The following is a 21,519-nucleotide window of genomic DNA, read 5'->3' as shown; positions in this document are numbered from 1 at the left end:
GTCAGTTCCTCAGCCCGGCGCGCGCCGCGGCGTAGCGGTAAAGGGAGAACAGCCCGAGCGACAGCGCGATATTCACCACGGCGATGGTGCAGGCGACGGCGTAATCCGCCTCCAGAATCGCTTTGGCGTAGACCATCATCGGCAGCGTGGTGACGCCCTTGGCGCCGATAAACAGCACGATGCCGAACTCATTGGTGGTCAACAGCAGGCACAGGCTGCCGCCGGCCAGCAAGGCCGGCAGCGCGGCCGGTAAAATCACCTGGCGCACCACGCGCCCCGGTCGGGCGCCGAGGATGCTGGCGGCCTCGAGCTGGCTGCGGTCGATCTGCGCCAGCGCCGCCATCAGCGGGCGCATCACTAGCGGCGTAAACACGGTGATTTCCGCCAGGATCACGCCCCAGATGGAGTAAAGAAAGTCCACCGGCGGCAGGGTGAAACCAAAGGTCGCCATCAGCGTGCCGTTCAGCAGGCCGGCGGAGCCGTAGATAAAGGTGAAGGCCAGCGTGATCAGGAAGGTCGGCATGGCGATAAAGGTATCGATCACCCGGGCGATCAGTCGGCTGCCGGGGAACGGCGTGAATACCAGCAGCAGCGACAGCAGGGTGCCGAGCACCAGGCAGCCCAGCGTCGCCAGCAGCGCAATCTGCAGCGTGTTGAGCAGAGCGCCGACAAAGCGGCGGGATTCGAACACCTGTTGCAGCGCGGCGGCGCTGAATAGCCCCTGATCGTCGGTAAACGCCTGTTTGACGATCAGCGCCAACGGGTAGAAAAACAGCGTCGCCAGCACCAGCAGCGGCAACAGGATCCACAGGCGGCGCGGCAAACGCAGCCGCAGGGCCGGGCGAATAAGCGTAGAGTCGGTCATGTCAGTCCTCGATCAGTACCGCATCGTCGGGGGCGAAGTAGAGCGGCACGCGCTCGCCGATCTGCGGCATCCGGCTGCGATGAGTGGTGACCACGCGCAGCGGATGGCCTTCCGCGTCGAACTGCAGGTGCGTCAACTCTCCCTGCCAATGAATATCATGCAGCGTGCCGATGATGCAGTTGCTGCGCTGGGCATCGGCATCGAGCGCAATGTGCTGTGGCCGGATGCACAGCAGCTTGTCGAAGCCGCGTTGTGCGCCGTAAGTGAAACAGCCGATCACTTTGCCGGCGCAGCTGACGGTGGTCATGCCTTGCTGCGCGGTAGTTTCCAGGGCGGTAGCCGGCAGCAGGTTGGCGCGGCCGAGGAACTCGGCCGCGAAGCGGTTCGTCGGATGGTGGTACAGCGCGCGGGTTTCGCCGTGGGCGATGAGATGGCCGTCGCGCATGATGCCAATCTTGTCCGCCAGCGTCAGCGCTTCGCCCTGATCGTGGGTGACGTACAGGATGGTCAGATCCGGCAGCTCGCGGTGCAGGCGGGCGATCTCTTCCACCATGCTGTGGCGGATTTGCGCATCCAGCGCCGACAGCGGCTCATCCAGCAGCAATACTTTGGGGCGCACCGCGATGGCGCGAGCGATCGCCACCCGCTGTTGCTGGCCGCCGGAAAGCTGGTTGGGATAGCGCTTGGCGTAGGCGGACATGCCGACGATGGCTAACGCCTCTTCGACGCGCTCGGCGGTCAGGCCGCGCGGCTTGCCCTGCGCGCGCAGGCCGAACGCCACATTGTCCTCGACGCGCATATGCGGAAACAGCGCGTAGTTCTGTACCACCATGCCCAGGCCGCGCTCATAGGGCGGCACGCCGGTGACATCGACGTCACCGATGGCAATACGCCCGGCGGAGGGCTGCACGAAGCCGGCGATCGCTCGCAGCACGGTGGTTTTACCCGAGCCGGAGGGGCCGATCAGCGCCAGCACTTCGCCGGGGGCGATGGTGAGCGTCAGGGGTTTCAGCACCTCGGTGCCGCGATACGACACGCTGACGCGGTCGAGCTGAATGCCCGACGGCCCGGCGATGTCGAGGCTGCTATCCCGCGCCTCGGCGCGGGAAGTGAGGGTAGAAGGCATGGTCAGCGTCATTCTGTCACCTTGTGCCAGCGGGAGATATCGGCGGACAGGCTGTTCACCACCTGGTTCCAGTCCGGCGCCCAGATCTCTACACCCTGCAGCGCGGCCTGCGACTGCCTGAAGTTATCGTCGGTCGGGGTGACATCCTTACGCACCGGCATGCCGTAGGAAATGGCGCTGACGCTGCTCTGCGCTTCCTTGCTCAGCAGGAAATCGATCAGTTTTTTGCCGTTGGCGCTTTGCGGCGCGCCTTGCACCAGGCCGATGTAGTAAGGCAGCACCAGCGTGCTGCGTTTGCCGTCCGGCCCGGCCGGCCAGAACACCTTGACGTTCGGGTTGCTGCGCATCTGCGCCAGGTTCATCTGCAGATCGCCGTTGGCCACCAGCAGCTCCCCCTTATTGACCAGCGCGGTCAGCTTGCCGGTGGAGGCCGAAGGGCCGACGTTGTTGCTTTGCAGCTTGCCGAGGTAGTCGAAACCGGCATCTTTGCTGCCGAAGCTGTGAAACGCCTGCAGCATCACTGCGGTGCCGTCACCCGCCTGGCCCGGCGTGGAGTACTGCAGCTTATTGCGGAACTGCGCGTCCAGCAGCTGTTGATAGCTGGCAGGCGCCTGCGGCAGCAGTTTGGCGTTATAGATGAAGCTCAGGTAGTTGTTCACCAGTGGCACGAACTGCGGCTGGGCGTCGGCGATCTGCGCCGCATCCTGCGGGGTGAAATCCTGCAGCAGTTTTTCCGCGGCGGCGCGCTGGATGAACGGCGGCAGCGTCACCAGCACGTCGGCCTGCGGGTTGCTGCGCTCCTTCGACAGGCGCTCCACGATGGCGCCGGAGCCGCCTTCGACGTACTGCACCTTGACGCCGGTCGCCTGGGTGAAGGCGTCGAACTGGGTTTGATACCAGCTGTGATCGCCGTCGTGCAGACCATCGGCGGAGTAGACGGTCACCACCGCATCGGCGGCCCAGGCCGGCGCGGCGCCAAGTGCGATGGCGGTCATCACGACCAGACGAGAAAATTTCATAGCTTCAGCCTCACTGTTGCGGGTTAATGCGAAACTGGTATACACCAGATATGCGGCCAAGCTAATCGGCAAATATGACAAACAAATGAAAGCGGCAAAATATATTTGCCTTAAAAGGGGGATCGAGCGTGGGTGAGGAAGGCGGGGCGGCGGGCGCCGGCCCCGTGATAATCGAGGTTAGAGCGTATCGACTTCGATGCGCAGGCTGTCGTGGCGCCAGTATTCAATATCGAAATCGAGGATGCGGCCGTGCTGATCGTAATTCAGTCGACGCAGCAGCAACGCGGGCAGGCCGACCATGGCGCCGAGCGCGTTGGCGGCGCGGTAAGGCAGGGCGGTCGGGTAGAACGACAGGTGCATGTTGCTGTAAATCAAATCGTAATGCTGTTGATAAACCTCGGTCAGGCTGCCGTTGAGATCGTGCCTGAGCAGTTCCGGCACCCGCTGCGGCAGGCAGTGGTTCTCGCAATAGCAGATGGCGCGGCCGTCGGCATAGCGCACGCGGCGCAGCAGATACACCTGATCGAACGGTTCGAGCGCCAGCGGCTGCATGACGTCGAGCGGCACAGTGGTTTTTTCGCCGGACAGCAGCGCGGTGCGCGGCGTGCGCCCTTGCTCCTGACAGAGACGGTGGAAGTTGGTGTTCTGCGTCGGATCCAGCCACAGCCGTTCCGGCGTGACGAACCAGCCGCGGCGATCGGCGCGGTAGATGGCGCCGGTGGCTTCCAATTGCGCCAGGCTTTCGCGAATGGTGACGCGGGTGGTGGAGAAGATGGCGCACAGCTCGCGCTCCGAAGGCAGCTTATCGCCGGCCTGCAGCGCGCCGCGGGTAATGCGCGCCTGGAGCTGATCCTTGATCTGCAGGTAGTGAGGCATATCGCCCTGATGTTCTTTCATTTCATCTCGCTATGGCATCGGCCCGACATTCCGGCACGCGCTTATTATACATAGCCAGATGAATTTTTTGTTTCACCGCGCTTTGTCGTTTGACCGGGGCAGGAATTTGCCGCCACAATGATCGCAATCTGGTATAGACCAATAGGTGAATAACATGTCCGATCGTAACTACCTGCTGTTGACCCCCGGCCCGTTGACCACGTCGAAAACGGTGAAAGAGGCGATGCTGTATGACAGCTGCACCTGGGATGAAGATTACAACCTCGGCGTGGTGCAGCGCATTCGTCAACGGTTGGTGGCGCTGGCGACGCCGTCTGCCGGTTATACCTCGGTGCTGCTGCAAGGCAGCGGCAGCTTCGCGGTAGAGGGCGTGCTGGGCACGGTCATCGGCCCGCACGACAAGCTGCTGATCGTCAACAACGGCGCCTACGGGGCGCGGATGATCGAAATGGCGCGGCTGATGGATATCGACCACCACGCTTTCGACTGCGGTGAGGTGAATGAACCGGACGTGGCGGCGATGGAGGCGGTGCTGAAAAGCGATGCGCGCATCAGCCATATCGCCATGGTGCACTGTGAAACCACCACCGGCATGCTCAATCCGCTGCAGAAGGTCGCTGGTCTGGCGGCGCGCAATGGCAAGACCTTTATCGTCGACGCCATGAGCAGCTTTGGCGGCATCCCGTTGGATGTGGACGCGCTGGGCATCGATTTTCTGATCAGCTCCGCCAACAAATGCATTCAGGGCGTGCCGGGCTTCGCGTTCGTCATCGCCCGCCGCAGCGAGCTGGAGAAATGCGCCGGCCGTTCACGCTCGCTGTCGCTGGATCTGTATGCTCAGTGGCGCTGTATGGAGGATCAGGCCGGCAAATGGCGCTTTACGTCGCCGACCCACACCGTGCTGGCCTTCGCGCAGGCGCTGAAAGAGCTGGAACAAGAGGGCGGCATTGCCGCGCGCCACCACCGCTATCAGGCCAATCAGCGGCGGCTGGTGGCGGGTATGCGCGAGCTGGGTTTTGAGACCCTGCTGGACGATGCGCTGCACTCGCCGATCATCACCGCGTTCTATTCGCCAAAGGCTGATACATACCGCTTCGCCGAGTTTTATCAGCGTCTCAAGCAACAAGGCTTCGTGATTTATCCCGGTAAAGTGTCGCAGAGCGACTGCTTCCGTATCGGCAACATCGGTGAAATCTATCCGCAAGATATCGAACGTTTGCTGGCGGCCGTCGGGCAGGCGATGTACTGGAATCAATAAGGATTGACCATGAAACAGATCAACGCAGTAATCCTCGACTGGGCGGGCACCACGGTGGACTTCGGCTCCTTTGCGCCAACGCAGATTTTCGTCGAGGCGTTCAAGCAAACCTTCGATATCGACATCAGCCTGGCGGAGGCGCGCATTCCGATGGGGCTGGGCAAATGGCAGCACATCGAGGCGCTGGGCAAGCTGCCGGCGGTCGACGCGCGCTGGCGGCAGAAGCTGGGACGCTCGATGAGCCATCAGGACATTGACGCGCTGTATCAGGCGTTTATGCCGCTGCAAATCGCTAAAGTGATCGACTTTGCCGATCCCATCGAGGGCGTGCCGCAGGCGATCGCCGCTCTGCGCGAACAGGGCATTAAAATCGGTTCCTGCTCCGGCTATCCGCGCGCGGTGATGGAGGTGCTGGTGCCCGCCGCCGCGCAGCGCGGCTACGCGCCGGATTACTGGGTCGCCACCGACGATCTTGCAGCCGGCGGCCGACCGGGGCCGTGGATGGCGTTGCAGAACGCGATCGCGCTGGGCATCGATGCGGTGGCGCATTGCGTGAAGGTGGATGACGCGGTGCCGGGCATTGCCGAAGGGCTGAACGCCGGGATGTGGAGCGTCGGGCTGGCGCTGTCCGGTAACGAGTTCGGCGCCACCTGGCAGGAGTATCGCCGGATGGCGGCGGGCGAGATAGAGCGCCGCCGCGCGGCGGCCGCCGATAAGCTGTACGCGGCGGGCGCGCACTATGTGATAGACACGCTGGCGCAATTGCCGGCAGCGATCGCCGACATCAACCGGCGGTTGGCCAACGGCGAGCGGCCGTAACGACCGAACGCGGGGCGTAAAAAAACCGGGGATTATCCCCGGTTTTTTCGTTCTGAGACGGCGTTAGCGATGCGCCAATTCGACTTCGTCTTCGCTGTCCATCACGGCTTTGTCGGTTTGCTTCATCAGCTGGCTGGTGATGGTGCCCGCCGCCATGGAACCGTTGACGTTCAGCGCGGTACGGCCCATGTCGATCAGCGGTTCGACCGAGATCAGCAGCGCGACCAGCGTCACCGGCAGGCCCATCGCCGGCAGCACGATCAGCGCAGCGAAGGTGGCACCACCGCCCACGCCCGCCACGCCGGCGGAGCTGATGGTGACGATGCCGACCAGGGTGGCGATCCACACCGGATCCAGCGGGTTGATGCCGACGGTCGGCGCCACCATCACCGCCAGCATCGCCGGGTAGAGGCCCGCACAGCCGTTCTGGCCGATGGTGGCGCCGAACGATGCCGAGAAGCTGGCGATGGATTCCGGCACGCCCAGGCGACGGGTCTGCGCTTCCACGTTCAGCGGAATGCTGGCGGCGCTGGAGCGGCTGGTGAACGCGAAGGTGATCACCGGCCACACCTTGCGGAAGAACTTCATCGGGTTAACGCCGGTGAAGGCCAGCAGGACAGCGTGAACCACAAACATGATGGCCAGGCCGATGTACGAAGCCACCACGAAGCTGCCGAGCTTGACGATATCGTGAATGTTGGAACCGGCGACCACTTTGGTCATCAGCGCCAGCACGCCGTACGGCGTCAGCTTCATGACCAGACGCACCAGCTTCATCACCCAGGCCTGCAGGGTGTCGATAGCCACCAGCACGCGCTCGCCTTTCGGCTTGTCGTCTTTCAGCAGCTGCAGCGCCGCCACGCCGAGGAAGGTGGCGAAAATCACCACGCTGATGATCGAGGTCGGGCTGGCGCCGGTCAGATCGGCGAACGGGTTTTTCGGGATGAACGACAGCACCATCTGCGGCACCGTCAGATCGGCCAGTTTACCCACGTAGTTGGTCTGGATCGCCGTCAGGCGCGCGCTTTCCTGCGCGCCCTGCACCAGGCCTTCGGCGGTCAGGCCGAACAGGTTGGTGACCAGCACGCCCACCAGCGCCGAGATCAGCGTGGTGAACAGCAGCGTGCCGATAGTGAGGACGCTGATTTTGCCCAGCGAAGAGGCGTTATGCAGCTTGGCCACCGCGCTCAGGATCGAGGCGAACACCAGCGGCATGACGATCATTTGCAGCAGTTGCACATAGCCGTTACCGACGATGTTGAACCAGCTGATGGATTCTTTCAGTACCGGGTTATCGGAGCCGTACACCAGCTGCAGGCCCAGACCGAACACCACGCCGACCACCAGGCCGACCAGCACTTTTTTCGCCAGGCTCCATTGCTTGTGGCGGGTTTGCGCCAGCAGCAAAAGGAGCGCGACAAACACCAGCACGTTAATCACGAGCGGAAGATTCATCCCCAATGTCTCCAATAATCTTTCTTATAAAAACGACTACGCATCACGTATGTCGCGATGTAAATATCGTAACAGTTTGCTGAGTGGCCTACTTATATCCAAATGGAATTTGATATAGCTTTTTGTGTGTTTTTGTTCGTTTTATATACATCAAGGTGATGTGTTAGGCGGTTTTTTGCGATCAGAGTCTGATATTTCTGATTTGCTCGACATAGGATTGCACCGGCAGGGTGAAATCACCTTGCCAGCAGATGGCAAACGCCACCAGGCACAGACACAGCACCCGCTCCAGCTGGTTGCCTTTTTGCGAGTTGAGCAGCGGCAGGCGAAAACGCCAGCGGCATGGCCACAACAGCGGCACGCCGGCGGGGGTGAGCATATCGGCCAACAGATGGCTGAAGTAGCCGATGATCATGGCGTGCAGCGCATCGGCCGGGATCGGCCAGCTGCGCGGTACGTCCAGTTGGAACAGCGCCATGCCGCCGGCGATCGCCAGCAGGCTGTGGGTGAAACCACGGTGGCCGAAGGCGCGGGCGATGGGCAGGGCAATCCAGCGCAGGCGCTGGCCCAGCACCGACTTGGGGTGATCGATGTCCGGCAGCAGCGAGGTCAGCAGCGCGGCGGGTATGATGTGCCACCAGTCGCCGGTAGCCAGCTCTGGCGTCACTTCCGCCTTCTTGGCGAAGATCGCGCAAGCGACAGAGAATATAAGGTGTCCTTCCGCGGTCATGCTGTTGCGATTCCGGCTGGTAAACTGTTAATTTATCCAGTATATGGGAAAATTCCCAGTAGTGGAAGCAGTTACCCTGTAACCAATTGTTTATTTTCCCCTGTTTTACAACGGCTTGTTACGGCAATGGGTAACAAATCATCGATTTTGACGGGCGAGAACAAAAAGCGGGCAATGGGGGAGTGAAACGGAAAGCAACGAGCGCGGTTTTACGGTGTGCGGCGGGAGGAAGCGGCGGCCTTGAAGCGCGCTGCGTGGCAGTGACAACGCGCTGCGGGCCGTCGCTTTCCCTGCCATGCAGCATAATGAGAACGTCACGCCAATTCAATAAAATGAAACGGTGTTTCGTTTATTTTGCGGTTCGGATCCCTTTTATGCCGCAGGGCGCCGGTGCCCGGCGCCGCAGAATCAGGCAAAGTGGGCAGGGGTGAGCTGTTCGAGGGTCTCCAACTGGTGATCCGCCAGCGCCCAGCGCGGGTCGTGGCGGTATTCGGCGGCCGGGATCACGATGGAACGCATGCGCGCGGCCTTGGTGGCGATCATGCCGTTAAAGGAGTCTTCCAGCGTGATGCAGCGCAGCGGATCGCTGCCCAGGCGTTCGGCGGCGATCAGGTAGACCTCCGGATGCGGTTTGCTGTACGGCAGGTATTCGGCGGAAACCAATTGATCGAAGTAGCCTTCAAGATCGAACATCTTCAGCACCTGCCGTTGCATGTGCAGCGGCGAGGCGGAGGCGAGACCGATGTTCAGCCCCTGGCTGCGGCACAGCTCCAGCGCCTGCCGGACGCCAGGCAGCAGCGGGCGCGTCTCGTGCACCAGCTCGATGGCGCGCTCGATAATCCGCGCCGACACCTCTTCAAGCGTAACCCCTTGCCACGGCATCGCCTGGTACCACATTTTCACCACCAGATCGATGCGCAGCCCCAGCGTGTCCGGCAGCTTGTGACGGTCGGACAGATCCAAGCCCAGCGCGCCGAAGATATCCAGCTCGGCCTGCAGCCACAGCGGTTCCGAGTCGATCAACAAGCCGTCCATATCAAAAATTGCGGTTTCAATGCGTTGCGAATAAGCCATTAGCGGTTAACTCCTGCCGGCGCGGGTGAATGTGCCCGACACTTTATCATCGCCGGTGACGAGACTAAAACCTTTGCCTGCGCGTGTGGCTTTTGCCAAAACGCAGGATATTCCACACCTCGCGCAATTTTAGCCACCAGCGCTGGTGTTGACGCTCGGTGACCTGTTGCAACATGCGCGCATAATCCAGCACCAACCCCGGCGTCCAGGTCATGCTTTCTCCGCGGCTGCGCAGTACCGCCAGCATCCACAGGTTGGGATCCAGCACCAGCAGCAGAAAACGGCGCCACAGATGTTTATCGCCCAGCACGCCTTCCAACGCGCTGTCGAGCGCGCCGATGACCGTGGTGGAGCAGTTGCGCCGGGTCAGATTGTAGGTGGCGTCCTGCCGATAACGCAGCCAGAATGCGCGCAGCGCCGCCGGGTTATAGCGGTAGAATTGAATTTTCTTGTCCGGTGGGCACCAGGCGGCGATCTCGCCCGCCAGGTCGGGCAGGAAACGTCCGTCGACGTTGTTCTGTTCGCCGGCGTGCAGCAACTGACGGAAATCCTGAACGGAATGGCTGATGTCGTTGAGTGGGTAGTGGCTGATATACACATCCGGCGCGAGCGCCAGGGCGGCGTGACCGGTGGAGATATTGCCGCCGCCGTCGACCGCCGCGATGTATCGGTCGACGATGTAACGCCGGCGCGGATCTTTAGCCGCGCCAATCGGTGTCCAGACATACACCGTGAGCGGCGCAGTCTCATCCGCCGGGGAGGATGGCTGCCGCGCGGGGTGCTGATTCAGAGAGAAGTTTGTCAGTCTGCGGGCGATACGCAATAAAGCCCAGCCGGAAAGCACCATCATCACGCCGAGGCAAAAGGGCACCGTCATCCGGTGAGGCGCCGGCCAGCCGATAAAGATCATCAACGAAAGCAGGATCTCGCCGCCGCCCGCCAGCGCCACGCCTTTCCATCGACTGTGCTGAATCACCGTGGAGGAGGCGATGCGCACGGCGCCGTCAAGCAGCAGCGCGCTGGCAAACACCACGGTGGCGACGATGTTATCGTCTGCGGGCACGTCCAACGTTAAAAAGGCCATAAAGACAAAACCCAATCCTTTCAGCAGCACCGGCCTGCTGGCCGAAGAGCCGATCACCAGCGCGGCGGATATCGCCACCAGCCCCTCCAGCGCCAGGATGACCGCCAGCGCATCCAGCGCCAGCACGGACCGGCCATCCTGCAGTATGTCGAACAGCATCAGCGCCCCTGCGGCTATCCACAGCCAACCGAACAGCACCAGCAGGCGGCGCTGGCCGTGCAGCGCCTGCGCGCCCAGCAATAAGATAATCAGTCGAATCATGGCGGCCTCTGGCTAAACGGATAACGTTATCTCTTCAATGATAGTGCCCGGATGTCGTTAAGCAGTTGATTTCGGCGAATTCGGCTAAGCTTGTAGCACAGCGGGAATGAAGAAAACGGTGGGCGAGTTTCGCCAACTGCAGGTAGACTTAGCCGATTCGGTTACGTCGCTAACAAGGGGAACACATGACGTATCAACAGGCCGGGCGTATCGCCATTTTGAAACGCATTCTCGGATGGGTGGTTTTTATCCCGGCGTTGCTGTCGACGCTGATTTCCGTGCTGGGCTTTATCTATCAGCACAGTGAAAAAACCAAGGGCATCAACGCAGTGATGCTGGATTTTGTCCACGTGATGGTGGACATGGTGCGTTTCAATACGCCGTTCCTGAACCTTTTCTGGTACAACTCGCCGGTGCCGGACGTGGATAAAAGCCTGTTCAGCGGCGCCAATTTGATGTTCATCATCATCTATATATTGATCTTCGTCGGGCTGGCATTACAGGCTTCCGGCGCGCGCATGTCGCGTCAGGTCAAGTTCATTCGCGAAGGGCTGGAAGATCAGATGATCCTGGAGCAGGCCAAAGGCAGCGAAGGGCACACGCGTCAGCAACTGGAGGAACGCATCACGCTGCCGCACCACACCATCTTCCTGCAGTACTTCCCGCTGTACATCCTGCCGATCGTGATTGCGGTGATCGCCTGGTTCGTGATCCGCCTGTTGGGGCAGTTGGCCGGCGCGGCCTGAACCCTGAACGGGGCGCCGCTCGGCGCCCCGGAACGTTATGACGCTTCCGGCTGCAACAGCGCCTCCACCGCGCGTTGGGCAGCCACCAAATGCTGGCCGCCGAAGAGATTGCTGCGGTTGAGCAGGTAGTACAGCTGATACAGCGGCTGGCGTTCGATAAATCCGGCCCCCAGCGGCCACACGCTCTGATAGCCGTCGTAGATCTGCGGCGGCAGCTCCGGATACAGCGGCAGCATCGCCAAATCGCACTCTCTGTCGCCCCAGTAGCTGGCCGGATCGAACAGTATCGGCCCGTGGGCGGTCATCGCGCAGTTGCCCGGCCACAGGTTGCCGTGCAGCAGGGAAGGCTGTGGCTGGTGGTGCTGCAAGCGCAGATACACCCGATCGACGATGTCGTCGATGTCGCCGAAGGTCATGCCTTTTTCCGCCGCCAGCTGCAGCTGCCAGCCGATGCGCTGCTCGGCGAAGAATTCCGACCAGCGGCGTTGCCAGGCGTTGGGTTGCGGGGTGGTGGTCAGATCGCTGTCGAAGTCGAGACCGAACTGCGGTTGCTCGCTCCACTGGTGCAAATGCGCCAGCTGCTGGCCCAGGCAGTAGGCGCCGTGAGCATCGAGGGGTTTCAGCTGCTGATACTCCAGCAGCAGGAAGCTGTAATCGCGATCGCTGCCGACGCCGTACACTTCCGGCACCCGCACGCTTTTGCTGCGCGCCAGCAACGCCAGCTGATCGGCCTCGGCGGTGAATATCGGCAGTTGTTCACGGGCGTCGCATTTCACGAACACCTCGTTGTCACCGTAACTCACGCGCCACGCCGGGTGAATGTCGCCCCCGGGCAGTTCAATCCTTTCGCGTATCTCTGCGCTGCCAAGATGTTCACTTAACAGACGGCTAACGGCTTGCCACATGGTATGTCCCCCTCTGTGCTGCCTGATAATTCATTAGGTTAGCGTCTTTCCCGTGGTGAAAACACGACGCGGCGCACAGCCGGCGTCAAAGGCGGCGATTTTTTCAGCGCCTCGCCAGCTCAAAGTATATACCCTATTGATTAATTTAAGCGCAATACCGATTGCAACTTGATGACAACGGATAAGCGAGGGGAGGATAAGATGCGGCGGAGAGCGCCGCCGCATCAGAGGAGGGCGTTTAACGGTCGCTCAGGGCGGTTTGGTTACGCTGTAACGGACGCAATTTACTGTACAACAAGGCGATCACGAACAGCACGGCCTGCACGATGACGATGCAGGGCCCGGTGGCGCCGTCGATGTGGAAGCTGATCAGGGTGCCGAGCACGCAGGAGAACACCGACACCACCGTCGCCACCATCAGCATGCGGTCGAAGCGGCGGCACAGCATAAAGGCGATGATGCCGGGGGCGATCAGCATGGCGATCACCAGGATCACCCCCACGGCCTGCAGCGAGGCGACGATGGTCATCGCCAGCAGGCACAGCAATCCGTAGTGCAGCAGCTTGACCGGCAGGCCAATCACCCGCGCATGGTGCGGATCGAAGCAGTACAGCATGAAGTCTTTGCGCTTGAGCAGCACCACCGCCAGGGTGATGCCGGCGATCAGCAAGGTTTGCTTCAGTTCGCCGTCGGTAATGCCCAGCATGTTGCCGAACAGAATGTGGCTCAGGTGCTGGTCGGTATCGATGCGCGAGAACAGCACCAGGCCGAAGGCGAACATGCCGGAAAAGACGATGCCCATCACCGTGTCCTCTTTCACCCGGCTGTTCTCTTTCAGGTAGCCGGTGGCTACCGCGCAGAAGATGCCGGAGAGGAAGGCGCCGATCGCCAGCGGGATGCCGACCACGAACGCCACTACGATGCCGGGCAAGACGGCGTGCGAGATGGCGTCGCCCATCAGCGACCAGCCCTTGAGCACCAGATAGCAGGAGAGCACGGCGCACACCACGCCGGTAACGATGGCGGCGACGATCGCCCGCTGCATGAACGGGTAGGCGAAGGGTTCGCTGAGCAGTTGATACAGGGTGTCCATCAGCGGCCTCCGGTTTGCGAATGTGCCACGCGGCGCCGGGATGCCAGCAGGCCGTGTTTCGGCGCGAAGAAGAACGCCGCCAGGAATACCAGCGTTTGCAGGGTGACGATCACCCCGCCGGTGGCGCCGTCGAGGAAGAAACTCAGGTAGGCGCCGATGCCGCTGGTCAATGCGCCGATGATGATGGCGATAATCACCAGCCGGCTGAAGCGGTCGGTCAGCAGGTAGGCGGTAGCGCCCGGGGTGATCACCATGGCGATCACCAGAATGGCGCCGACGGTTTGCAGCGCGGCGACGGTGCAGGCGCTGAGCAGGGTGAAGAACAGGATCTTCAGCTTCAGCGGCGACAGGCCGATCGACACCGCGTGGCTTTCGTCGAAGAACACCGCCAGCAGATCTTTCCACACCAGGCACAGGATCAGCAGCGAAACGCCGATGATGATTTCCACCTGCAGCACGTCTTCGTCGGCGATGCCGAGGATATTGCCGAAGATGATCGACTGTACGTTGACCGAGGTGGGGTTGAGCGACACGATCAGCAGGCCGACGGCGAAGAAAGTGGAGAAGATAAAGCCGATGATGGCGTCTTCGCGCAGCCGGGTGATGTGGCGCACCAGCGTCATCGCCAGCGCCGCCAGCATGCCGGTGAAGAAGGCGCCGGCGGCGTAGGGCAGGCCGAGGGCGTAGGCGCCGGCCACGCCGGGCACCACCGAGTGCGACAGCGCATCGCCCATCAGCGACCACCCTTTCAGCATCAGGTAGGCGGACAGGAACGCGCAGGCGGCGCCGACGATGGCGCTGACCCAGATGGCCTTCACCATGTAGTTGTAACTGAAAGGTTGCAGCAGAAGGTCCAGCATCAGGATTGTTTCTCCCTGGCCTGGCTGTTGGCCGGCGGATCGCTTTTGGTGTGGCCGTAGAACACCGCCGGGCGTTCATCGTCGGTCAACACCGTGACGGTGCGCGGATCGTTGTCGTCGTGCAGATCCGGGCCGGAAAGGTTGATATGGCGCAGCACGCCGCCGAACGCCTGCTCCAGGTTGCTCTGGGTGAAGGTGGTCTCGGTCGGGCCGGCGGCCAGCACCGTGCGGTTGATGAGGATCACCCGATCGCAAAACTCCGGCACGCTGCCGAGGTTGTGGGTGGAGACCAAAATGAGATGGCCTTCGTCGCGCAGCGCGCGCAGCAGCTCGATAATCGCATTCTCGGTTTTCACATCCACGCCGGTGAAAGGTTCATCCAGCAGCAGCACCGTGCCCTGTTGCGCCAGCGCGCGCGCCAGAAATACGCGCTTCTTCTGGCCGCCGGACAGCTCGCCGATCTGCCGGCCGCGCAGCTCGCTCAGGCCGACGCGCTCCAGCGCCTTGTCGACCCGCAACCTGTCCTCACGTGACGGAATGCGCAGGAAGTTCATCTTGCCGTAGCGGCCCATCATCACCACGTCTTCCACCAGCACCGGGAAGTTCCAGTCGACGTCTTCGGTCTGCGGCACGTAGGCGATCAGGTTCTTTTTCAGCGCGTCCGCCACCGGCTTGTCGCTCAGCGACACCTGGCCGGCGGTGGGCCTGACCAGGCCCATGATGCTTTTGAACAGCGTCGATTTGCCGCTGCCGTTGACGCCGACCAATGCGCAGATCGAACCGCCGCTCAGGGTGAAGCTGGCGTTGTGAATGGCGGTGTGTCCGTTGTTGTAGGTTACGGTGACGTCGTCCACGTTCAATTCAGGGCGGACAAACGGTTCATGGGTCATTGATCGAATCCTTTGGCGATGGTTTGCACGGTGGTGTTAAGCAGGTCGATGTAGGTCGGCACCGAGCCATCGCGGGTGGACAGCGAGTCCACGTACAGCACGCCGCCGTATTTGGCGCCGGTTTCTTTCGCCACCTGCCTGGCCGGCTTGTCGGAAATGGTGCTCTCGCTGAACACCACCGGAATATGGTGGGCGCGCACGGCGTCGATCACCCGGCGCACCTGCTGCGGCGAGCCTTGCTCATCGGCGTTGATCGGCCACAGATAAACCTCTTTCAACTGATAGTCCTGCGCCAGGTAGCTGAAGGCACCTTCACTGGTCACCAGCCAGCGCTGTGCGGCCGGAATGCGCGCCAGGCGTTCGCGCAGCGGGGCGTCCAGCGCGCCGATTTTCTCTGCGTAGGCCTTGGCGTTGCGGTTATAGGTTTCCGCATTGGCCGGATCGTGCTCCACCAGCGCCTTGCGGATATTCTCGATATACACCAGCGCGTTGCTTGGCGACATCCAGGCATGCGGGTTCGGGTTGCCGTTATAGGGCCCTTCGCGGATCGGCAGCGGGGTAATGCCTTCGGTGACTACCGCCGCCGGCACCTGTTTGATGTTTTCGAAGAAACGCTGGAACCAGCGCTCCAGGTTCATGCCGTTCCACAGGATCAGGTCGGCGTGCTGTGCCTTGACGATGTCGCGCGGAGTCGGTTGATAGTCGTGGATCTCGGCGCCCGGCTTGGTGATGGATTCCACCACGGCGGCGTCACCGGCCACGTTCTGGGCGATATCCTGAATGATGGTGAAGGTGGTCACCACGCGCAGCTTTTTTTCCGCCAGCGCGTTTTGGCTGACCAAGGCGGCGCCGAGCAGCAGGCAGGCGAGCATGAAAGGGCGTAACAATGCGGCAGAGCGGGAAGGGCGACTGCGACGAAAAGCGCAACTTATCAATGGCATGATGACGTCTCCTGGTTCAAATGAAAATGATTATCAATATCAATTGAAGCGAAGTCAAGCGCCACTTGCCCACCGCCGGCGGGGTATTTCTCCAACTGAAAAAATAATACCGTCCGGGGAGTTATAGCATTTTATGTATCAGTATGTAACCGCTGAAGGTAGTCCTCACAGCTGCATATCGCCACCTCCGGCTGTTTTCCCAATGCCAACTGCCCGAACCCCTGCGCCAGGCGCAGCACATCCTCTTGATCCAGCACGGTTATGAACGCAAAACTGTTGCTGCCGAGTTCGTGGTGAACGCCATTTTCGTCTGTCACCGACGTGACAAAACCCTCGCGCGTCAATTGCCCGGTCAGCTTCGCCAGGTCGGTTAATCCCTCTTCCTGATAGCGAAAAGTCACCACAAAGCAGCTTGTTGCAGATTGACTCATAAATCACCTCTTGGTATATGGATAGCTTGAGATTAGCCCAAAAAATTACTGCAGGTGTCCTTACAAGTTGTATATGCTACGCAACTCATTGAAAGGAGTGAGGGATTCTGTGAAAACAAAAATAGGTTGCCTAACGGCAATTTTACTTTTGTCGGGGTGCGCCAAAGACCCGCAAACGGCAAGCAATATTTCAGGCAGTGGCACAACGCGCGGCGGTTGGTTAAAACCCCCTCCGCAGGCACCGGTAAACCGCACGGGCACCCCGGTTGCTTATAACGATTACATTCGTCAGGCGGCCAGCAACTATGGCGTTGACGAAACGCTGATTAAAGCGATTATTCAGGTGGAGTCCGGGTTTAACCCGAACGTGGTCAGCACCTCGAACGCAGTGGGATTGATGCAGCTTAAGGCTTCTACCGCCGGCCGCGACGCCTATCGCATGAAGGGACGAAGCGGGCAACCCAGCTCGCGTGAGCTGAAGGATCCGGCGGTCAATATTGATCTGGGAACGGCCTATATCAATATTCTTCAAAGCCAGCAGCTAGCCGGGATCAACAATCCACAGACTTTGCGTTACGCCACCATCGTTTCGTACGTGAATGGGGCGGGTGCCATGTTGCGCACCTTCTCCTCGGACAAGCGCGTGGCGGTCAATCGCATCAATCAGATGAGCCCGGATGAGTTTTATCAGCACATCCAGAAAAAGCACCCGGCACCGCAGGCGCCGCGCTATTTGTGGAAGGTGACCACCGCCTATCAGGCGATGTCGCAGTAATCCTCTCTTTTGTCGAATCGGCCGCTGAACGCGGCCGATTTTGTTTTCGGCACCGTTCCAGCGCGCGACCCACCTCTCATTTTTCGTTATTTCCTCACCGCTTATCGGAAAAACCGCACAAAAAGTTAAATTTACGTTAGCAGATAAATCTTTACGTTCATTCAATAAGTTACCGGTAACATTTTTGCTTTTGTACGCATTCTGACCTTCAATAAATATACAAATAAGTAACAAATTATTTTAAAAACCCGTATCGATCGCAAGGTTGCGGTTAAATAGTTGTGACTATCTTTGGATGGAATGTGACATGTCGAATCATAAAACCAACAATTCGCGGCGCGATTTCTTGTTGAAATCGATGACCTTAATTCCTGCGGCGGTAATTGGTGGCAGCGGCGTTGGCGCGCTGACGGCACCGACACCGGCGGTCGCAGCCTCGAACACCTCAACGCAGAACGATTACCAACCGACCTTTTTCACTCCGGAAGAGTGGGCCTTCATCAAGGCCGCCGTCGCGCGCCTGATCCCGGCCGACGATCGCGGCCCCGGCGCGCTGGAAGCCGGCGTGCCGGAGTTTATCGATCGCCAGATGAATACCCCGTACGCCACCGGCTCCATCTGGTACATGCAGGGGCCGTTCAACCCCGATGTGCCGAAGGAGATGGGCTATCAGCTGCCGCTGGTGCCCAAGCAAATCTACAACCTCGGCATCGCAGACGCCGACGCCTACAGCAAGAAAACCGCCGGCAAGCCCTTCGCCGAACTGGATGGCGCGCAGCAGGACGCTCTGCTGCAAAAGTTCGAGTCCGGCGAGGCGGAGTTCCAGCAACTGCCGTCGAAACTGTTCTTCTCCTATCTGCTGCAAAACACCCGCGAAGGTTTCTTCAGCGATCCGATCCATGGCGGCAACAAAGACATGGTGGGTTGGAAGCTGATTAATTTTCCGGGCGCGCGCGCCGATTTTATGGACTGGGTTGAGCGAGGGGAGCGTTATCCCTTCCCACCGGTCTCGATTCGTGGGGAGAGGGGCTAACCATGGCAACGGTAATGAAAAAAGTAGACGCGGTGATCGTCGGCTTCGGCTGGGTGGGCGCGATCATGGCCAAAGAGCTGACCGAGGCCGGCCTCAACGTGGTGGCGCTGGAGCGCGGCCCGATGCGCGACACCTATCCGGACGGTTCTTACCCGCAGGTGATCGACGAGCTGACCTATAACATTCGGCGCAAGCTGTTCCAGGATCTGTCGAAAAGCACCGTCACCATTCGCCATAACAGCAGCCAGACCGCGGTGCCTTACCGCCAGCTGGCGGCGTTCCTGCCGGGCACCGGCGTCGGCGGCGCCGGCCTGCACTGGTCGGGCGTGCATTTCCGCGTCGATCCGATCGAACTGCGCATGCGCAGCCATTATGAAGAGCGTTACGGCAAAAACTTCATTCCGAAGGACATGACCATCCAGGACTTCGGCGTGACTTACGACGAGCTGGAGCCGTTCTTCGACAAGGCGGAGAAAGTGTTCGGCACCTCCGGCACCGCCTGGACCATCAAAGGGCAGAAAGTGGCGCAGAAGGGCGGTAACCGCTTTGCGCCGGATCGCTCCGACGACTTCCCGCTGCCGGCGCAGAAAAATACCTACTCCGCTCAGCTGTTCGAGAAAGCGGCGCTGGAGGTGGGTTACCACCCTTACAACCTGCCGTCCGCCAACACCTCGGATTCTTACACCAACCCGTACGGCGCGCAGATGGGCCCGTGCAACTTTTGCGGTTTCTGCAGCGGCTACGCCTGCTACATGTATTCCAAGGCCTCGCCGAACGTCAACATCTTGCCGGCGCTGCGCATGGAGAAACGCTTCGAGCTGCGCACCAACGCCAACGTGCTGAAGGTCAACCTGACCGACGACAAATCCCGCGCCACCGGCGTGAACTACGTCGATGCGCAGGGCCGCGAGATTGAACAGCCGGCCGATCTGGTGATCCTGGGCGCGTTCCAGTTCCACAACGTGCACCTGATGCTGCTGTCCGGCATCGGCAAGCCTTACGATCCGGTAACCGGCGAAGGGGTGGTCGGGCGCAACTTCGCCTACCAGAACATGACCACCATCAAGGCGTTCTTCGATAAAGACGTGTTCACCAACCCGTTCATCGGCGCCGGCGGCAACGGCGTGGGCGTGGACGACTTCAACGCTGACAACTTCGATCACGCCAAAGAAGGCTTCGTCGGCGGTTCGCCATTCTGGGTCAACCAGGCGGGCACCAAGCCGATCTCCGGCCTGCCGACCCCACCGGGCACCCCGGCCTGGGGCAGCAAGTGGAAAGCGGCGGTGGCGGATGCCTACACCCATCACGTGTCGATGGACGCCCACGGCGCGCACCAGTCGTACCGCAATAACTATCTGGATCTCGATCCCAACTACAAGAACGTCTTTGGCCAGCCGCTGCTGCGCATGACGTTCGACTGGCAGGAAAACGACATCAAGATGGCGCAGTTCATGTACGACAAGATGGCGCCGATCGCCAAGGCGATGAACCCGAAACTGATCGCCGGCAGCCCGAAAAACGCCAACAGCCACTTCGACACCACCAGCTACCAGACTACCCACATGAACGGCGGTGCGGTGATGGGGGAAGATCCGAAGACCAGCGCGGTCAACCGCTATCTGCAGAGCTGGGACGTGCACAACGTGTTCTCGATCGGCGCATCGGCCTTCCCGCAAGGGCTGGGCTACAACCCGACCGGCACCGTGGCGGCGCTGGCTTACTGGTCTGCCCGCGCCATTCGCGAGCAGTATCTGAAAAACCCAGGCCCATTGGTGCAGGCATAAGGACGGCGAACGATGAAAGCATTTGTACCGGCACTGGTTCTCAGTGCAGTGAGTTTTTCCGTTTGGGCGCAGGACGCCACCGTCAGCAGCGAGCTGATCAAGCGAGGCGAGTACCTGGCGCGCGCCGGTGACTGCGTGGCCTGCCATACCGATGGCAAGAACGGCAAAACCTTCGCCGGCGGCCTGGCGATGGAGACGCCGATCGGCACCATCTACTCGACCAACATCACGCCGGACAAGAAAACCGGCATCGGCGATTACAGCTTCGAGGATTTCGACAACGCGGTGCGTAAGGGCGTAGCCAAAAACGGCAGCACCCTGTACCCGGCGATGCCGTACCCGTCGTTCGCGCTGGTGAAAGAGGACGACATGCGCGCCATGTATGCCTATTTCATGCACGGCGTGCAGCCGGTGGAGCAGGCCAACAAGGACTCCGACATCCCGTGGCCGCTGTCGATGCGTTGGCCGCTGAGCATCTGGCGCGGCATGTTTGCGCCGTCGCCGGCGGACTTCGTTGCCGACGCCAAGGCCGATCCGGTGATTGAACGCGGACGCTACCTGGTGGAAGGCCTGGGCCACTGCGGCGCTTGCCATACCCCGCGCAGCATCACCATGCAGGAAAAAGCGTTGAGCAACAGCGAAAGCGACGACTACCTGTCCGGCAGCAACGCGCCGATCGACGGGTGGGTGGCTTCCAGCCTGCGCGGCGACCGCAAGGATGGCCTGGGCAGCTGGAGCGAAGCCGAGCTGACCGAGTTCCTGAAAACCGGCCGTAACGACAAGGCGATCGTGTTCGGCGGCATGAGCGACGTGGTGGAGCACAGCCTGCAATACCTGAGCGACGACGATCTGACCGCCATCGCGCGCTACCTGAAATCGCTGCCGCCGAAAGACGGCAAGCAGCAGGCGGCGCCGGTCGAAGACAGCGTGGCCAAGGATCTGTGGCGCGGCGACGACAGCAAGCCCGGCGCGGCGCTGTATGTCGATAACTGCGCGGCCTGCCACCGCACCGACGGCGTGGGCTACAAGCGCGCCTTCCCGTCGCTGAAGGGCAATCCGGTGGTGCAGACCGAGGACGCGACTTCGCTGATCCACATCGTGCTGACCGGCAACACCACGCCGGCGGTGCAGGGGGCGGTATCCAACATCACCATGCCGCCGTTTGGCTGGCGTCTGAACGATCAGCAGGTGGCGGACGTGGTGAACTTCATCCGCTCGAGCTGGGGCAACAGCGCCAAACCGGTGAGCGCTTCCGACGTAGCCGACGTGCGTAAAGACCGCTCGATGATCCGCGACGAGAAGGAGATGGGCAGCGCCGAGGTGCCGGACCATCCGGACGCGAAGAAATAAACCGCTTAAGGGCTCCGCAAGGGGCCCTTAGTTTTTACTGAGTGCGCCGTTTTTTTCAGCACATTGTGTTCGCAAATCGTTCATTCGGCCGATAAAACATAGACCCGCAGCGGATTTTTCATT

21 protein-coding genes are annotated in these 21,519 nt (G+C 60.9%); 7 read left to right on the top strand and 14 right to left on the bottom strand.

Translation table 11 applies throughout. The annotated features are described in order from the left end of the window. Position 1: 1 nt before the first annotated feature. From phnU to phnR, 4 genes are all read right to left on the bottom strand, one after another. Positions 2-865 carry a 2-aminoethylphosphonate ABC transporter permease subunit gene (phnU, locus tag AC2CGQ_RS09110; protein ID WP_021505496.1) on the bottom strand — a complete coding sequence of 288 codons (864 nt, stop codon included), beginning with the start codon at positions 863-865 and terminating at the stop codon, positions 2-4. 1 nt (position 866) lies between these two features. Continuing rightward, entirely contained in the window at positions 867-1,997 is a 1,131-nt protein-coding gene (phnT, locus tag AC2CGQ_RS09105) for a 2-aminoethylphosphonate ABC transport system ATP-binding subunit PhnT (RefSeq protein ID WP_484593717.1), read from the bottom strand. 2 nt (positions 1,998-1,999) lie between these two features. Continuing rightward, positions 2,000-3,010, bottom strand: a complete 1,011-nt coding sequence (locus AC2CGQ_RS09100) for a 2-aminoethylphosphonate ABC transporter substrate-binding protein (RefSeq protein ID WP_103686759.1) — start codon at positions 3,008-3,010, stop codon at positions 2,000-2,002. A gap of 177 nt (positions 3,011-3,187) precedes the next feature. Next, entirely contained in the window at positions 3,188-3,907 is a 720-nt protein-coding gene (gene phnR, locus AC2CGQ_RS09095) for a phosphonate utilization transcriptional regulator PhnR (protein ID WP_033633223.1), read from the bottom strand. 154 nt (positions 3,908-4,061) lie between these two features. Between phnR and phnW the strand changes: the two genes are divergently transcribed. Both phnW and phnX read left to right on the top strand, forming a co-directional pair. After that, entirely contained in the window at positions 4,062-5,165 is a 1,104-nt protein-coding gene (gene phnW, locus AC2CGQ_RS09090; protein ID WP_015377681.1) for a 2-aminoethylphosphonate--pyruvate transaminase, read from the top strand. A gap of 9 nt (positions 5,166-5,174) precedes the next feature. Beyond that, on the top strand, positions 5,175-5,984 hold the full coding sequence (phnX, locus tag AC2CGQ_RS09085; protein WP_075685058.1) for a phosphonoacetaldehyde hydrolase: 810 nt from the start codon (positions 5,175-5,177) through the stop codon (positions 5,982-5,984). A gap of 63 nt (positions 5,985-6,047) precedes the next feature. On the opposite strand, the gene AC2CGQ_RS09080 is transcribed toward phnX, so the two are convergent. From AC2CGQ_RS09080 to AC2CGQ_RS09065, 4 genes are all read right to left on the bottom strand, one after another. Next, the gene (locus tag AC2CGQ_RS09080) at positions 6,048-7,439 is read right to left on the bottom strand and encodes an L-cystine transporter (protein WP_004931458.1); all 1,392 of its coding nucleotides are present in this window, start codon (positions 7,437-7,439) and stop codon (positions 6,048-6,050) included. A gap of 181 nt (positions 7,440-7,620) precedes the next feature. Continuing rightward, complete coding sequence (locus tag AC2CGQ_RS09075) at positions 7,621-8,169, bottom strand: metal-dependent hydrolase (RefSeq protein ID WP_004931456.1); 549 nt, start codon at positions 8,167-8,169, stop codon at positions 7,621-7,623. Positions 8,170-8,577: 408 nt separating this feature from the next. Continuing rightward, positions 8,578-9,243: a hexitol phosphatase HxpB gene (gene hxpB / locus AC2CGQ_RS09070; protein ID WP_004931455.1), complete on the bottom strand. Its 666-nt coding sequence runs from the start codon at positions 9,241-9,243 to the stop codon at positions 8,578-8,580. Between the two features lie 64 nt (positions 9,244-9,307). Then, on the bottom strand, positions 9,308-10,588 hold the full coding sequence (locus AC2CGQ_RS09065; RefSeq protein ID WP_075685056.1) for an HdeD family acid-resistance protein: 1,281 nt from the start codon (positions 10,586-10,588) through the stop codon (positions 9,308-9,310). Between the two features lie 185 nt (positions 10,589-10,773). Between AC2CGQ_RS09065 and AC2CGQ_RS09060 the strand changes: the two genes are divergently transcribed. Continuing rightward, positions 10,774-11,334 (top strand): YniB family protein, encoded by a 561-nt coding sequence (locus AC2CGQ_RS09060; RefSeq protein WP_004931453.1) that lies wholly within the window; start codon positions 10,774-10,776, stop codon positions 11,332-11,334. Positions 11,335-11,369: 35 nt separating this feature from the next. On the opposite strand, the gene AC2CGQ_RS09055 is transcribed toward AC2CGQ_RS09060, so the two are convergent. From AC2CGQ_RS09055 to ghoS, 6 genes are all read right to left on the bottom strand, one after another. Continuing rightward, a complete protein-coding gene (locus AC2CGQ_RS09055; RefSeq protein WP_004931452.1) occupies positions 11,370-12,239 on the bottom strand; it encodes a fructosamine kinase family protein in 870 nt (289 codons plus the stop codon). Between the two features lie 238 nt (positions 12,240-12,477). Further along, positions 12,478-13,332, bottom strand: a complete 855-nt coding sequence (locus AC2CGQ_RS09050; protein WP_085336990.1) for a metal ABC transporter permease — start codon at positions 13,330-13,332, stop codon at positions 12,478-12,480. Then, the gene (gene yfeC / locus AC2CGQ_RS09045) at positions 13,332-14,192 is read right to left on the bottom strand and encodes an iron/manganese ABC transporter permease subunit YfeC (RefSeq protein WP_015377686.1); all 861 of its coding nucleotides are present in this window, start codon (positions 14,190-14,192) and stop codon (positions 13,332-13,334) included. The genes AC2CGQ_RS09050 and yfeC overlap by 1 nt, the downstream gene beginning before the upstream one ends. Continuing rightward, positions 14,192-15,082 carry a manganese/iron ABC transporter ATP-binding protein gene (locus tag AC2CGQ_RS09040; RefSeq protein ID WP_004931446.1) on the bottom strand — a complete coding sequence of 297 codons (891 nt, stop codon included), beginning with the start codon at positions 15,080-15,082 and terminating at the stop codon, positions 14,192-14,194. Before AC2CGQ_RS09040 ends, yfeC begins: the two co-directional genes overlap by 1 nt. Further along, positions 15,079-16,023: a metal ABC transporter substrate-binding protein gene (locus AC2CGQ_RS09035; RefSeq protein ID WP_484593617.1), complete on the bottom strand. Its 945-nt coding sequence runs from the start codon at positions 16,021-16,023 to the stop codon at positions 15,079-15,081. The genes AC2CGQ_RS09040 and AC2CGQ_RS09035 overlap by 4 nt, the downstream gene beginning before the upstream one ends. Before the next feature lie 131 nt (positions 16,024-16,154). Continuing rightward, the gene (gene ghoS / locus AC2CGQ_RS09030) at positions 16,155-16,454 is read right to left on the bottom strand and encodes a type V toxin-antitoxin system endoribonuclease antitoxin GhoS (protein WP_015377688.1); all 300 of its coding nucleotides are present in this window, start codon (positions 16,452-16,454) and stop codon (positions 16,155-16,157) included. A 109-nt stretch (positions 16,455-16,563) separates the two neighbouring features. On the opposite strand from ghoS, the gene AC2CGQ_RS09025 reads away from it, so the two are divergent. The 4 genes from AC2CGQ_RS09025 to AC2CGQ_RS09010 all read left to right on the top strand — a co-directional run bounded on the left by AC2CGQ_RS09025 (position 16,564) and on the right by AC2CGQ_RS09010 (position 21,396). Then, positions 16,564-17,229 carry a transglycosylase SLT domain-containing protein gene (locus AC2CGQ_RS09025; protein WP_004931439.1) on the top strand — a complete coding sequence of 222 codons (666 nt, stop codon included), beginning with the start codon at positions 16,564-16,566 and terminating at the stop codon, positions 17,227-17,229. Positions 17,230-17,536: 307 nt separating this feature from the next. Next, complete coding sequence (locus tag AC2CGQ_RS09020) at positions 17,537-18,262, top strand: gluconate 2-dehydrogenase subunit 3 family protein (RefSeq protein ID WP_046898519.1); 726 nt, start codon at positions 17,537-17,539, stop codon at positions 18,260-18,262. Between the two features lie 2 nt (positions 18,263-18,264). After that, entirely contained in the window at positions 18,265-20,046 is a 1,782-nt protein-coding gene (locus AC2CGQ_RS09015) for a GMC family oxidoreductase (RefSeq protein ID WP_004931432.1), read from the top strand. A 12-nt stretch (positions 20,047-20,058) separates the two neighbouring features. After that, positions 20,059-21,396 (top strand): c-type cytochrome, encoded by a 1,338-nt coding sequence (locus AC2CGQ_RS09010; protein ID WP_004931431.1) that lies wholly within the window; start codon positions 20,059-20,061, stop codon positions 21,394-21,396. Positions 21,397-21,519: the final 123 nt, after the last annotated feature.

The organism is Serratia sp. DFXYC6 (genome assembly GCF_057196085.1).
The sequence above is the reverse complement of the archived record's forward strand: the minus strand, read 5'-3'. Positions and strand labels throughout refer to the sequence as shown.